The sequence below is a fragment of the Pseudomonas schmalbachii genome (assembly GCF_017589465.1).
Classification (GTDB): domain Bacteria; phylum Pseudomonadota; class Gammaproteobacteria; order Pseudomonadales; family Pseudomonadaceae; genus Pseudomonas; species Pseudomonas schmalbachii.
This window is the reverse complement of the sequence record NZ_JAELYA010000012.1, coordinates 17,025-30,720: the sequence shown is the minus strand read 5'-3', so window position 1 is coordinate 30,720 and position 13,696 is coordinate 17,025. Positions and strand designations below refer to the sequence as shown.

At 65.9% G+C, this 13,696-nt stretch carries 10 protein-coding genes and 1 riboswitch; of the genes, 3 read left to right on the top strand and 7 right to left on the bottom strand.

Going from position 1 to position 13,696, the window contains the following annotated elements; all coding sequences use genetic code 11:
* Nucleotides 1-103: 103 nt before the first annotated feature.
* Nucleotides 104-1,084 (bottom strand): FecR domain-containing protein, encoded by a 981-nt coding sequence (locus tag JFY56_RS23300; protein ID WP_208316657.1) that lies wholly within the window; start codon nt 1,082-1,084, stop codon nt 104-106.
* Nucleotides 1,071-1,577 (bottom strand): sigma-70 family RNA polymerase sigma factor, encoded by a 507-nt coding sequence (locus JFY56_RS23295; RefSeq protein ID WP_208316656.1) that lies wholly within the window; start codon nt 1,575-1,577, stop codon nt 1,071-1,073. The genes JFY56_RS23300 and JFY56_RS23295 overlap by 14 nt, the downstream gene beginning before the upstream one ends.
* Before the next feature lie 281 nt (nt 1,578-1,858).
* A riboswitch (S-adenosyl-L-homocysteine riboswitch) is annotated at nt 1,859-1,965 on the top strand.
* 25 nt (nt 1,966-1,990) lie between these two features.
* Here JFY56_RS23295 and ahcY point away from each other — a divergent pair.
* The 3 genes from ahcY to JFY56_RS23280 all read left to right on the top strand — a co-directional run bounded on the left by ahcY (nt 1,991) and on the right by JFY56_RS23280 (nt 6,518).
* Nucleotides 1,991-3,400: an adenosylhomocysteinase gene (ahcY, locus tag JFY56_RS23290; RefSeq protein WP_208316655.1), complete on the top strand. Its 1,410-nt coding sequence runs from the start codon at nt 1,991-1,993 to the stop codon at nt 3,398-3,400.
* 100 nt (nt 3,401-3,500) lie between these two features.
* Nucleotides 3,501-4,346 (top strand): methylenetetrahydrofolate reductase [NAD(P)H], encoded by an 846-nt coding sequence (gene metF / locus JFY56_RS23285; protein ID WP_208316654.1) that lies wholly within the window; start codon nt 3,501-3,503, stop codon nt 4,344-4,346.
* Between the two features lie 153 nt (nt 4,347-4,499).
* A complete protein-coding gene (locus JFY56_RS23280; RefSeq protein ID WP_208316653.1) occupies nt 4,500-6,518 on the top strand; it encodes a DEAD/DEAH box helicase in 2,019 nt (672 codons plus the stop codon).
* A gap of 185 nt (nt 6,519-6,703) precedes the next feature.
* Here the strand turns inward: JFY56_RS23280 and JFY56_RS23275 are convergent, their stop codons facing one another.
* The 5 genes from JFY56_RS23275 to JFY56_RS23255 form a co-directional block, all read right to left on the bottom strand.
* Nucleotides 6,704-7,438 carry an amino acid ABC transporter ATP-binding protein gene (locus JFY56_RS23275; RefSeq protein WP_208316652.1) on the bottom strand — a complete coding sequence of 245 codons (735 nt, stop codon included), beginning with the start codon at nt 7,436-7,438 and terminating at the stop codon, nt 6,704-6,706.
* On the bottom strand, nt 7,431-8,393 hold the full coding sequence (locus JFY56_RS23270) for an amino acid ABC transporter permease (RefSeq protein ID WP_208316651.1): 963 nt from the start codon (nt 8,391-8,393) through the stop codon (nt 7,431-7,433). Before JFY56_RS23270 ends, JFY56_RS23275 begins: the two co-directional genes overlap by 8 nt.
* Before the next feature lie 73 nt (nt 8,394-8,466).
* The gene (locus tag JFY56_RS23265; protein WP_208316650.1) at nt 8,467-9,264 is read right to left on the bottom strand and encodes a transporter substrate-binding domain-containing protein; all 798 of its coding nucleotides are present in this window, start codon (nt 9,262-9,264) and stop codon (nt 8,467-8,469) included.
* A gap of 224 nt (nt 9,265-9,488) precedes the next feature.
* A complete protein-coding gene (gene mdoH, locus JFY56_RS23260; protein WP_208316649.1) occupies nt 9,489-12,059 on the bottom strand; it encodes a glucans biosynthesis glucosyltransferase MdoH in 2,571 nt (856 codons plus the stop codon).
* Nucleotides 12,052-13,623, bottom strand: coding sequence for a glucan biosynthesis protein G (locus JFY56_RS23255; protein ID WP_208316648.1), 1,572 nt, complete (start codon nt 13,621-13,623; stop codon nt 12,052-12,054). Before JFY56_RS23255 ends, mdoH begins: the two co-directional genes overlap by 8 nt.
* Nucleotides 13,624-13,696: the final 73 nt, after the last annotated feature.

Sequence of the window (13,696 nt, the reverse complement as noted above, 5' to 3'; positions counted from 1 at the left end):
GATGGCGATGGGCCTGTCGTGCGGCCTTCCTCTACAGGTCGGATAAGAATGAGAAACCCCCTCATTTATTTTTCGGCAGATTCCGGCAGCCCCAGGAAGGCGCTCAAGCCAATGAGTCGACGCTGACCCAGTAGGGCGTGAAGGTGTCGACCCGGATCGGCAGGGCGCGGGCCAGCAGCGCCAGCACCTGGCCGGTGTCGGCCAACTGGTAGACGCCGGACACCCGCAGGTCGGCCGCCGCGGCACTGCAACGCAGCAGGCCGGGACGGTGACGGGCAAGCTCGGCGAGGAAATCCGCGAGGCGGGCGTTGCGGGCACTGAGCACCTCGTCGCTCCAGGACCAGGGATCGAGGCCCAGGTCGGGCGGCGAGTGCATTCCCCGTTCGTCGAAGAGGATCGACTGGCCCGCGCGGATCACCTGTGCGGGCTGTCGCTGCCCCTGGCCGGGAAATACCGCGACCGCCCCCTCGCGCACGGAAAGCAGGGTGCCGTCCTGCCGCTCGCGGACCAGGAAGTGCGTGCCGAGGGCGCGCAGGTAGCCGTCGCGGGTGCGCACCCACAGCGGCCGCAAATGACTGCTGCGCGGGTCGGCCCCGGTCTCGACGATGAGCTCGCCACGGCGCAATACCAGCAGCCGTCGCGCGTCGTCGAACTCCCGGTCCACGGCGCTGCCGCTGTTGAGTTGCAGGCGGGAGCCGTCGTCCAGCGTTACCCGGCGCCGCTCGCCGGTGCCGGTGCGCTGCTCGGCGAACAGTTCGGGCAGCGGCGTGTGTTCGCGTCCCAGCCAGGCCAGGCTGCCGGAACCGAGCAGCAAGCCGAGCACTTTCAGGCTGTCGCGGCGGCTCATGCGCCGCCGGGCGCCTTGCAGGGTGTCGCGGGCAAGGGCCGGCGGCAGCCTGGCGAAGTCGTCCCCCAGCCCTGCCACCCGCTGCCAGGCCAGGGCGTGCTCGGGGTGCTGGCAATGCCAGTGTTCGAAGGCATGGCTGGTTTCGGCGTCGGCCGGATTGAAGCGCAGGCGCACCAGCCAGTGGATGGCCTGGTCGACGATGGCCGGGTCGAGGGGGCGGGAATCAGGCGTCGGCATAACGAAGTCGGTAACAGGCGTGCAGGGCCTTGGCCAGGTCGCGCTCCACGGTGGCGCGCGACACGCTGAGCCGTTCGGCGATCTGCGGGCAGCTCAGGCCGTCGAGCTGTGCCAGCAGGAAGGCCTGGCGCACCCGTGGCTTGAGCCGGTCGAGCAATTGGTCGAGGCGTTCGAGGGTATCGAGGATCAGTCGCCGCTCCTCTTCCGAGGGCACCTCCGGCGGAGGCAGCAGCGCGATGCTTTCCAGATACGCCTGTTCGATGGCGCGGCGCCGGTAGTGGTCGATCAGCAGACCGCGGGCGATGCTGCTCAGGTAGGCGCGGGGCTCATGCAGCGAGAGCGGCTGGCGGCTGCGCAGCAGGCGGACGAAAACGTCCTGGGCCAGATCGGCGGCACTCTCCCGGCAGCCGAGACGGCGGTTCAACCAGTTGTGCAGCCAGCTATGGTGGCCGCTGTAGAGGAGGCCGATGGCGCTGTCCTGATCGCTTGGCATGACGGCCCCCGATCAATTGCAATTGATAATACTTCTTATTTTAACAAAGAGAGTACGGTTTCCGGTAGAGCTCACAGGATTCGAACGCAGCAGGGCGGGTGCAACCCGCCATGACACTCCTGGGCTGGCGGGTTGCACCCGCCCTACCCGCCCCCTCCCGGAGCTCCGCGAAGAACAAAATTTACCGTTCCGACCGCCGGGCGGCGCACGTCATGCTTGGGCGATCCCGGCGGCGCCGCTATAATCGCCAACTCAAGCGGCCGTCCGGTCGCTCCCGCCTTCCGTTCGAGGGGCGCTGCAGCTGGTAGCAAACCAGTCAGGCTCGAATGGAGCGCGCTCACAGGGCAGTCTCGCCGCCCTGTCAACGCACCAACGGCGCCCATTCGCACCAATACGAATGGAGATCTCATTTAATGAGCGCTGTCATGACGCCTGCCGGTTTCAAAGATTTCAAAGTTGCCGACATTTCCCTGGCCGCCTGGGGCCGCCGCGAGCTGATCATCGCCGAGTCGGAAATGCCCGCGCTGATGGGCCTGCGCCGCAAGTACGCCGGCCAGCAACCGCTGAAAGGCGCCAAGATCCTCGGCTGCATCCACATGACCATCCAGACCGGCGTGCTGATCGAGACCCTGGTCGCCCTGGGCGCCGAAGTGCGCTGGTCCTCCTGCAACATCTTCTCCACCCAGGACCAGGCCGCTGCCGCCATCGCCGCCGCCGGCGTCCCGGTATTCGCCTGGAAGGGCGAAACCGAGGAAGAGTACGAGTGGTGCATCGAGCAGACCATCCTCAAGGACGGCCAGCCGTGGGACGCCAACATGGTGCTGGACGACGGCGGTGACCTGACCGAGATCCTGCACAAGAAATACCCGGCGATGCTGGACAAGATCCACGGCATCACCGAAGAGACCACCACCGGTGTGCACCGCCTGCTCGACATGCTCAAGGCCGGCACCCTGAAAGTCCCGGCGGTCAACGTCAACGACTCGGTGACCAAGAGCAAGAACGACAACAAGTACGGCTGCCGCCACAGCCTGAACGACGCCATCAAGCGCGGCACCGACCACCTGCTGTCGGGCAAGCAGGCGCTGGTGATCGGCTACGGCGACGTGGGCAAGGGCTCCGCGCAGTCGCTGCGCCAGGAAGGCATGATCGTCAAGGTTTCGGAAGTCGACCCGATCTGCGCCATGCAGGCCTGCATGGACGGCTTCGAAGTCGTCTCGCCGTACAAGAACGGCCTGAACGATGGCACTGAAGCCAGCGTCGACGCCGCGCTGCTGGGCAAGATCGACCTGATCGTCACCACCACCGGCAACGTCAACGTCTGCGACGCCAACATGCTGAAGGCGCTGAAGAAGCGCGCCGTGGTGTGCAACATCGGCCACTTCGACAACGAGATCGACACCGCCTTCATGCGCAAGACCTGGGCATGGGAAGAGGTGAAGCCGCAGGTGCACAAGATCCACCGCACCGGCAACGACGGCTTCGATCCGCACAACGACGACTACCTGATCCTGCTCGCCGAGGGCCGCCTGGTGAACCTGGGCAACGCCACCGGCCACCCGTCGCGTATCATGGATGGCTCCTTCGCCAACCAGGTGCTGGCGCAGATCCACCTGTTCGAGCGCAAGTTCGCCGACCTGCCGGCCGCCGAGAAGGCCAAGCACCTCTCCGTCGAAGTGCTGCCGAAGAAGCTCGACGAGGAAGTCGCCCTGGAAATGGTCAAGGGCTTTGGCGGTGTCGTCACCCAGTTGACCCCGAAACAGGCCGAATACATCGGCGTCACCGTGGAAGGCCCGTTCAAGCCGGACACCTATCGCTACTGATACCGTAGGGTGGGAAACGCGCGTAGCGCTTTCCCACCGTCACTCAGCCTGACGGTGGGAAAGGCCCGTTTTCCACCCTACGCCAAGAAGGACTTTCGAAATGTCCCAAGAACGCCGCTACAGCTTCGAATTCTTCCCCGCGAAGACCGAAGCCGGGCATGAAAAACTCCTGGCCACTGCACGCCAGCTGGCCAGCTACAAGCCGGACTTCTTCTCCTGCACCTACGGCGCCGGTGGTTCCACCCGCGACCGCACCCTGACCACCGTGCTGCAGCTGGATGGCGAGGTGAAGGTTTCCACCGCACCGCACCTGTCCTGCGTTGGCGACTCCCGCGAAGAACTGCGCACCCTCCTCGCCCAGTACAAGGAAGCCGGCATCCGCCGCATCGTTGCACTGCGCGGCGACCTGCCTTCGGGCATGGGCATGGCCAGTGGCGAGTTGCGTTATGCCAACGAACTGGTAGAGTTCATCCGCAACGAAACCGGTGATCATTTCCACATCGAAGTTGCCGCTTATCCGGAAGTTCACCCGCAAGCCCGCAACTTCGAGGATGATCTGGCTAACTTCGTGCGCAAGGCCAAGGCCGGCGCAGACAGTGCCATCACCCAGTACTTCTTCAACGCCGACAGCTATTTCCACTTCATCGACCGTGTGGAAAAGCTTGGCGTTGATATCCCGGTAGTGCCGGGGATCATGCCGATCACCAACTACACCAAGCTGGCGCGCTTCTCGGATGCCTGCGGTGCGGAAATTCCGCGCTGGATCCGCAAGCAACTGGAAGCCTATGGCGACGATGTCGGCAGCATCCAGTCCTTCGGTGAGCAAGTGATCACCGAGATGTGCGAACGCCTGCTGGCTGGCGGCGCACCGGGTTTGCATTTCTATACACTGAACCAGGCTGAACCCAGCCTGGCAATCTGGAACAACCTCAAGCTTCCACGCTGAGGTCACTGCTCCGGGCTCACCGCCCAGATTCCCGGCCAGCGCAGAGCCGGTGAATCGTGGGCGGGGTGCTGCTGGCCTCCCGGCCAGGCACTCGCCCCGAGCGATAATCACGCGCCCTAGAGTCGGCAGGTTGCCGACATACAGGAACCCCGCATGTCCTTTATTTCCCTCGGTCTCTCCGAGGCCCTGGCCAATGCAGTAGAAGCTGCCGGCTACGCGCACCCTACGCCCGTCCAGCAACGGGCCATTCCCGCCGTACTGCAAGGCCGCGACCTGATGGTTGCCGCCCAGACCGGCACCGGCAAGACGGGCGGTTTCGCCCTGCCGATCCTGGAACGCCTGTTCCCCGCCGGCCACCCCGACCGTGAGCATCGCCACGGCCCGCGCCAGGCCCGCGTCCTGGTACTGACCCCGACCCGCGAGCTGGCTGCCCAGGTGCATGAGAGCTTCAAGGTCTACGCCCGCGATCTGCCGCTGAAAAGCGCCTGCATCTTCGGCGGCGTCGGCATGAACCCGCAGGTCCAGGCCGTATCCAAGGGCGTCGATATTCTGGTCGCCTGCCCCGGCCGCCTGCTCGATCTTGCCGGCCAGGGCAGCATCGACCTGTCCCACGTGGAAATCCTCGTCCTCGACGAAGCCGACCGCATGCTCGACATGGGCTTCATCCACGACGTCAAGAAGGTCCTCGCCAAGCTGCCGCCGAAGCGCCAGAACCTGCTGTTCTCGGCGACCTTCTCGAAAGACATCACCGACCTCGCCAACAAGCTGCTGCACAACCCGGAGCGCATCGAGGTCACCCCGCCGAACACCACCGTCGAGCGCATCGAGCAACGCGTATTCCGCGTGCCCGCGGTACAGAAGCGCGTGCTGCTGGCGCATCTGGTCACCCTCGGCGCCTGGGAACAGGTGCTGGTGTTCACCCGCACCAAGCACGGCGCCAACCGCCTGGCCGAATACCTGACCAAGCACGGCCTGCCGGCCGCCGCGATCCACGGCAACAAGAGCCAGAACGCGCGCACCAAGGCGCTGGCCGACTTCAAGGCCAATGACGTGCGCATCCTGGTCGCCACCGATATCGCCGCGCGCGGCCTGGATATCGACCAGTTGCCCCACGTGGTCAACTACGAGCTGCCTAACGTCGAGGAAGACTACGTCCACCGCATCGGCCGCACCGGCCGCGCCGGACGCAGCGGCGAGGCCATCTCGCTGGTCGCCCCGGACGAAGAGAAGCTGCTCAAGGCCATCGAGCGCCTGACCAAGCAACGCATTCCCGACGGCGACATGCAGGGCTTCGACCCGGACATGGTGCTGCCGGAAGTCGCCCAGCCGGAAACCCGGGAAGCCCCGCAACGGCAGCCGCGCAAGAACAAGGAAAAGCGTGGTGAGCGCGGCGAGCGCAAGGAGCGCAACAGGGAACAGCAGCCGGCACAGGCCGCCGCTGTCACCGCCGAAGGCGAAGCCGTAGCCGACACGCCCCAGGGCGAAAAGCCCGCCGGCAAGCGTCGTCGTCGCGGCGGCAAGGGCAAGAACAAGCCCGAAGGCCAGCAAGCTCAGCAGCAGGAGCAGCGTCAGCCGCGCCAGCAGCAGCCGCACGCCGCCAAGCCGCAGAAACCGGCTCGCCCGCCGGCGCCCAACACGGACCGTGATCCCGAAGAGTTCCTCGACGACGATTACGACAACTTCGGCAACCGCGCCGATTACGTCAGCCCGTTCCCGGACAAGGACAAAGCGCGCGGACAGCGGCAGCGCCAAGGTCAAGGCCAAGCCCAGGGCAAGGGCCAGGGTGGCCAGCAGCCGCGCGCCCGCGGACAGGGTCAGGGCCAAGGCCAAGGCCAGCAGCAGGGCCAGGCTCGTGGCGGTCAGGGCGGCGGACGCGGCAAGGGCTCCGGCTCCGGTTCCGCGCGCAGCGGCCAGCAGGGCCAAGGCCAGGGCAAGCAGCGCGCCGCGAAGAGCAAGCGCGGCGGCCAGGGTCGCAGCGACATCTCGCGGATGAGCGACGCTCCCCTGCGCGAGCCGTCCGAGTACAACGTGAACAAGCCGACCCGCCAGCCGGTGGTGATCAACAAGCGCGACCTGATCCGCGGCGATCGCTTCCCGACGGCGGAGCAGCTGGAAGAGCTGGAACCGCGCCGCAAGGGCGAACGCCCGGCGCTGCTGACGCGCAATCGCTGACAAACAAGAACGCCGCTCCGAAAGAGCGGCGTTCTTGTTTCCAGGTTCCTCTCGTTGGGCTTCGTCGCTTCGCGACTCAACCCAACCTACCGCGGAGATGCACCCCGTAGGTTGGCGCTGAGCTTGCGAAGCCCAACGTCCGGCCCGGCAATGTTGGGCTTCACTGCGTTCAGCGCCAACCTACGTTACAGCACCTGCCGCAGGAAGGTCTGCGCGCGTGGGTCCTGGGGCTGGTCGAAGAACTGCGCGGGCGGCGCGTCTTCCAGCAGCTTGCCGTGATCGAAGAACAGCACGCGGTCGGCCACTTCGCGGGCGAAGCCCATTTCGTGGGTGACGCAGACCATGGTCATGCCTTCCACGGCCAGCGCCTTCATCACATCGAGCACTTCGCCGACCATTTCCGGGTCGAGCGCCGAGGTCGGCTCGTCGAACAGCATCACCTTCGGTTCCATGCACAGCGCACGGGCGATGGCCACGCGCTGCTGCTGGCCGCCGGACAGGCGCGACGGATACTCGTCGGCCTTCTGGCTGATGCCGACCTTGGCCAGCAACGCCCGCGCCTTCTCCTCGCGCTCGGCCTTGCCGCGCTTGCGCACGACCTTCTGCGCCAGGCAGAGGTTTTCCAGCACGGTCATGTGCGGGAACAGGTTGAAGTGCTGGAACACCATGCCGACTTCGCGGCGGTAGGCGTTGATGTCGGTCTTCGGGTTGGCGAGGTCGACGCCGTCGATGCTCACCGAGCCGGAGTCGAACTCCTCCAGGCCGTTCAGGCAGCGCAGGAAGGTGGACTTGCCCGAGCCGGAAGGCCCGATCACCACCACCACCTCGCCGCGCGTGACATTGGTGGTGACGTCGTCGACAGCACGCACCACCTGGCCACGGGTATCGAACACTTTCGTCAGGTTGCGGACTTCAATCACTTTGCCCGAGCCTCCGTTCCAGCCGGCTGGCCATGTGCGACAGCGGCAGGTTGATCACGAGATAGAGCGCGGCGACACAGAACCAGATCTCGAAGGTGGAGAACGAGGTGGTGATCGCCTCGCGGCCGCTCTTGGTCAGTTCGGTGATGGCGATCACCGAGACCAGCGAGGTGTCCTTGACCAGGCTGATGAACTGCCCGGCCAGCGGCGGCAGCACGCGCTTGAAGGCCTGCGGCAGGATCACGTGGCGCATCGACTGGGCGGCGTTCAGGCCCAGCGAGCGGGCCGCCTCGTTCTGCCCGCGGGCGATGGACTGCACGCCGGCGCGGACGATCTCGGCCACGTAGGCGCCGGTGAACAGCGCCAGCGCGGCGACCCCGGCGAATTCGCGGGACAGGTTCAGCACGGTGCCGATGAAGAAGTAGAAGATGAATATCTGCACCAGCAGCGGCGTGCCGCGTACCAGCTCGACATACAGCGTCGACAGGTCGTGCAGGGTCGGGTTCTTCGACAGCCGGCAAAGCCCGGTGAACAGGCCGATCACCAGGCCGACGGCGCCGGAGACGAAGGAAATCCACAGCGTGGTCCACAGACCCCAGGCCAGCGGGCCGGCCGCCCAGTGGCGCTGCACGCCGACCACGTCGCCTTCGGCCACGTCGTCGTTCTCGGAGAACTGCAGGCTGTCGCTGGCGACGCTGAGCACCTGCTGCCTGCCATCGTCATCGACCAGGGTGACGCGGACGTCCTTGCCGCTCTCCTCGATCTTCTCGACGCGGGAGATGTTGTCCGCCCGCTGCGGTTCCTCCGCCTGGTAGGCGAAGTACTGCGGCACGCGGTTCCAGCGCCACTCGTAGGAGATCAGCGAAGTGGAATACCAGATGCCCACGCCGATCAGCAGGATGATCAGCCCGGTCAGCCCGTGCCAGGGCCAGGTTGCGCGTTTGGTTTTTGCCACGAATCCATACCGTATAAAAAGCGAACGCGCAGGCCAGGCCTGCGCGTCGGGTGGACGTACCTTGGGACGCGGGTTATTCCATGTCCTTCAGCCAGTCGGTGTTCTTGAACCACTTGTCATGCAGGCGGGCGTAGGTGCCGTCCTCGCGGATCTGCTTCAGGTAGTTGTTGATCCAGTTGATGCTGTCGTGGTCGCCCTTGCGCAGGCCGAAGGCCAGCGGCTCGTAGGTGAACGGCTGGTCGAGGTAGACCAGCTTGCCGGCGCCGAACTTGCTGACCGCGACGACGTTGTACGGCGAGTCGTAGATGAACGCGTCGGCCTTGCCGTTGACCACGTCCATCACCGCTTCCGGCTCGTTGTCGAAGCCGTGGTACTGGGCCTTGCTCAGCTGCTTCTTGGCGACGAATTCGCCGGTGGTGCCGATCTTCGAGGTGATGCTGTACTTCGCATCGTTCAGGTCCTTGTAGGACTTGATGGTGCCTTCCAGTTCCTTGCGGATCAGCAGGGTCTGGCCGACGACGATGAAGGGATCGGTGAAGTTGATGCGCAGGTTGCGTTCCTGGGTCAGGGTCATGCCCGAGCCGATCATGTCGAACTTGTCGGTCAGCAGCGCCGGGATGATGCCGTCATAGCCGGTGGAGACCAGTTCCAGCTTGACGCCCATGGCCTTGGCCATGGCTTTCAGCACGTCCACCTCGAAGCCGACGATCTGCCCGCGCTTGTTGGTCATCTCGAACGGCATGTAGGTCGGGTCCATGCCCACGCGCAGCGTGCCGCGCTTGACCGCCTCGTCCACCGCGCCGGCGTTGGCCGCGCTCACGCCGACCAGGGCGCAGACGCCCATCACCAGCGATGCCAGAAGTTTCTTCATTCCCCATACCCCTAATAGTCAATGAGTTCCGTTGCCGATGCGGCGGTTTCCGTTGCCTGCATCCGGCGTATCCCGTGCAAAGCCTCGCCGGGCGCGAAAGGGTGCAGATGCTACCCAATTCGCCGGACATCACAAGACTTTGTGGATCGAAGGCTGAAGGTTAACAGCAGCGCCGTGAAAGGCAAACGCGCCGCCCCCGCCAGACATTGGCGGGGGCGGCGGCATCAGGCCTGGGAAGCCAGCGGGACGGCTTCGCTGCCCGGCAGCGGCGCCAGCGGCACGGCCGGCGCATGGGCATCGGCCTGCAGCGACTGGCGCCAGGGCGCCAGCCAGTTGTCGCGGCCGCCTTCCCACACCTGCAGGTGCAGGCGCGACAGCGCTACCGGGTCGCTGAGCAGCGCCAGCTTGGTCGGGCCATCGAGCGGTTCCGGTCCCGTCTCCAGGGCGCGGCGCACGCGCTCGCTGCGCAGTGCTTCGATCACGTCCGCCTGACCATGGCGCGCGGTGCCCATGGCGCAGGCCAGGGCATTCAGCTGCGGATCGACCGCCGCACGGAGGAAGCCATCCTTCAGCGCCTGCCAGCGGTTCTGGTAGTTGTACTCGTCGGTGGCGCGCAGTTCGCGCGGCGTGTCGTATTCCTCGGGGATCAGGAACAGCGCGTTGTCGCGCGCACCCAGCCCCAGCCTGACGCGGCTGGTGATCACCGACACCGGGATCGACAGCAGCAGCGAGCCAACGATGGGCGACAGCCACCAGAGGAACAGCGGGTCGAGCCAGGCCACCAGCGCAGCCCAGGCCACGCCGAGCAGCGTCTGCGGGCCGTGGCGGCGCACCGCCTCGCTCCACGGCGTGGCGTCGTCGTCGCGCTGCGGCGACTTCCATACCGCCTCCCAGCCGAGGAACGCGGCCAGCACGAAGCGTGTGTGGAAGAGCATGCGCACCGGCGCCAGCAGCACCGAGAAAAGCATTTCCAGGAGCATGCTCAGGGTCACCTTGATCACGCCGCCGTAGCCCCTGGCGCCCTTCGCCCAGATCAGCATGACGCTGAGCAGCTTGGGCAGGAACAGCAGGGTCAGGGTGGTGGAGAACAGCGCGATGGCCTTCTCCGGGTGCCACTGCGGCCAGATCGGGAACAACTGCCCCGGCTCCATGAAGTACTGCGGCTCCATCAGCGAATGCACCGCCAGCAGCGCGGTGGACAGCACCAGGAAGGTGAACCACAGCGGCGCCGACAGGTAGGACATCACGCCGGTGAGGAATACCGCGCGGTGTACCGGGTGCATGCCCTTGACCAGGAACAGGCGGAAGTTCATCAGGTTGCCGTGGCACCAGCGGCGATCGCGCTTGAGCTCGTCGAGCAGGTTCGGCGGCAGTTCCTCGTAGCTGCCCGGCAGGTCGTAGGCGATCCACACGCCCCAGCCGGCGCGGCGCATCAGCGCGGCCTCGACGAAGTCGTGGGAGAGGATCGCCCCGGCGAACGAGCCCTTGCCCGGCAGCGGCGCCAACGCGCAATGCTCGATGAAGGGCTTCACCCGGATGATCGCGTTATGGCCCCAGTAGTGCGATTCGCCGAGCTGCCAGAAGTGCAGGCCGGCGGTGAACAGCGGGCCGTAGACGCGGGTGGCGAACTGCTGGATGCGCGCATAGAGGGTGTCCATGCCCGACGCCTTGGGCGCGGTCTGGATGATGCCCGCCTCGGGGTTGGCCTCCATCAGGCGCACCAGGCTGGTCAGGCACTCGCCGCTCATCACGCTGTCGGCGTCCAGCACCACCATGTACTTGTACTGGCTGCCCCAGCGGCGGCAGAAGTCGTCGATGTTGCCGCTCTTGCGCTTCACCCGGCGCCGACGGCGGCGGTAGAACAGGCGGCCGAAGGCGCCGGCCTCGCGGCACAGCTCGAGCCAGGAGTTCTCCTCGGCCACGGCGACGTCCGGCTGGTTGGTATCGCTGAGGACGAAGAAGTCGAAGCGGTCCAGCTCGCCGGTGGCGGCCACCGATTCGTAGGTCGCCCGCAGGCCGGCGAAGACGCGCGGCACATCCTCGTTGCAGATCGGCATGACGATGGCGGTGCGCGCCTCGGCGGCGATCGGCTCGCTGCCCGCGCTGCTGCCGGAGATGCGGTAACGGTCGCGGCCGGTGAGCAGTTCGAGGAAGCCCATCAGCGCGGTCCAGAAGCCCGCCGACACCCAGCAGAACAGCACGGCGAAGAGGAACAGCACGCCGAACTGGATCAGGTACGGCAGCACCTGCTGCAGGCTGGCCAGCCAGGACTGCTGCATGATCTCGTCGAAGTCGACGAAGGCCCAGCCCTGGTACGGCAGGATGCCTTTCATGTAGTAGGTGGCGATGGTGGTCTGGCCGAGCATCAGCAGCACCAGGATGAACCGGCGCAGCGAGCCGACCCGCTGCCAGCGCGCCTTCGGCAGGTCCCGGGTCGGCTTGGGCGGATTGCTGCGGCCGAACAGCCGGCGCCAGCCGCGCACCAGCAGGTTGGTGCGCCAGGGCTCGGGCAGCACCTTGGTACGCTGGATCGGCGGCGCGGCCTTCAGGTAGGCGCGGCCGTTGTCGTCCAGGCCGAGCATGTCGGCGTCGTCCAGCTCGCGGCCGAAACCGTGGACCAGGCGCGAACCGACCGATGCCATGGCACCTTCGGCGGTGCCCTCCTCGCCGGCCAGGCGCTGGTGCATTTCGCTGAACGAACCGGCGCGCGCCAGTTCCTCCCGCTCATCCGCCGTCATCGGCAGATGTTCGAGATACTCGCTCAGCGGGGACTTGATGGGCGTCGGGTTATTCATCGGCAGGCAGCTGGTAGCTCCAGGTTTCAGACAGGGTTTTCTCGCCGTTGACCAGCGCAGCGCGCATCTCGACCGGCTTCTTCGGGTCCTTGACCTTGACCCGCAGGGTCAGGCGCCAGCCCTGGGTGACCGGGTTGTAGCGCAGGCTGTTTTCCTTCACCTCGGAATTCTTGTCGGTGCTGACCTGGCTGCTCACCGGCGCGTCCGGCGGCAGGGCCTTCAGCGACGGGCCGACGAAATCGACGACCAGCGCGGTGGTGCCGTCGGGCTGGCGGATCAGGTTCTTCTGCTTGACGTCGCCGATCGAGCGCAGGGTCTGCATGACCCAGGCCGACTGCGGGTCATGCAGGCCGGCTTCGTCCAGGGTCCAGTGCATGCGATAGGCGAAGTCCAGCGGCTCGCCGGCGGCCGGGCGCTTCTCCGGATTCCAGAAGGCGACGATGTTGTCGTTGGTCTCGTCCGGCGTGGGGATTTCCACCAGTTCGACGGTGCCCTTGCCCCAGTCGCCCTGCGGCTCCACCCAGGCGCTCGGACGCAGCTCGTAGCGGTCGTCGAGGTCTTCGTAGCGGGAGAATTCGCGGCCGCGCTGGAGCAGGCCGAAGCCCTTCGGATTCTCCACGCTGTAGGCGCTGACCGAGAGGTGTTTCGGATTGTTCAGCGGACGCCAGATCCACTCGCCGTTGCCGGAGTGGATCTGCAGGCCGGTGGAATCATGCAGCTCGGGGCGGAAGTTGTGCTGTTCGGACGGCTGGTTGGAGCCGAACAGGAACATGCTGGTGAGCGGCGCCAGGCCCAGCTTGGTCACGTTGTCGCGCAGGTAGACGCGCGCCTTCACGTCGACCACGGTCTCGACGCCCGGGCGCAGGATGAAGCGGTAGGCGCCGGTGGCGCGCGGCGAATCGAGCAGGGCGAAGATCACCAGGTGCTTGTCCTTCGCCTTCGGCCGTTCGATCCAGAATTCGCGGAAGCGCGGGAATTCCTCGCCGGACGGCAGCGCGGTGTCCAGCGCCAGGCCGCGGGCGGAAAGCCCCCAGGCGTGGCCCTTGCCGACGATGCGGAAATAGCTGGCGCCGAGGAACGAAGCGATCTCGTCCTGCTTGTCGGCCTGGTTGATCGGGTAGAGGATGCGGAAGCCGGCGTAGCCGAGATCCTTGGTGGCACTCTCGTCGAATTTCAGCGAACCGAAGTCGAACTGCGAGGGATCGTACTTGATCTCCTTCACGGCTGTGCTGGTCACTTCATTGATCTTCACCGGCGTGTCGAAGTGCATGCCCTGGTGATAGAAGCCGAGCTTGAACGGTGTCTTCTGGTCGGTCCAGTAGGCCTTCTCCAGGCGCAGGCGGATCTGCTGGTAGTCGGCGAACTTCATCTCGCTGAACTCCGACGGCAGATTGCTGCTGGGAGCCTTGTACTGCTCGCCGGCGAGTTTCTTTGCCTTCTCGCCGACGTCGTCCAGGTTGAATGCCCACGCCTGGCCGGCGCTCAACGCCAGGAGTGCGGAGCCGAGCAACAGCCCCCCGAAGAAAGTGCGAGAAGCGGTTAACTGAACGGAACGGAAAATCACGAGTCCCCCTCGTCCGTGTACGAAAAATTTCTGAGGCCAGCAAAGGCAGTGCCAGGATGCCGGCTATTGAGTT

What these genes read in the sequence shown, in the direction of transcription:
- JFY56_RS23280 (WP_208316653.1), top strand. Translation starts at nt 4,500, where the DNA reads ATGTCCTTTATTTCCCTCGGTCTCTCCGAGGCCCTGGCCAATGCAGTA.
- JFY56_RS23265 (WP_208316650.1), bottom strand. Translation starts at nt 9,264, where the DNA reads ATGAAGAAACTTCTGGCATCGCTGGTGATGGGCGTCTGCGCCCTGGTC.
- JFY56_RS23295 (WP_208316656.1), bottom strand. Translation starts at nt 1,577, where the DNA reads ATGCCAAGCGATCAGGACAGCGCCATCGGCCTCCTCTACAGCGGCCAC.
- JFY56_RS23300 (WP_208316657.1), bottom strand. Translation starts at nt 1,084, where the DNA reads ATGCCGACGCCTGATTCCCGCCCCCTCGACCCGGCCATCGTCGACCAG.
- mdoH (WP_208316649.1), bottom strand. Translation starts at nt 12,059, where the DNA reads ATGAATAACCCGACGCCCATCAAGTCCCCGCTGAGCGAGTATCTCGAA.
- ahcY (WP_208316655.1), top strand. Translation starts at nt 1,991, where the DNA reads ATGAGCGCTGTCATGACGCCTGCCGGTTTCAAAGATTTCAAAGTTGCC.
- metF (WP_208316654.1), top strand. Translation starts at nt 3,501, where the DNA reads ATGTCCCAAGAACGCCGCTACAGCTTCGAATTCTTCCCCGCGAAGACC.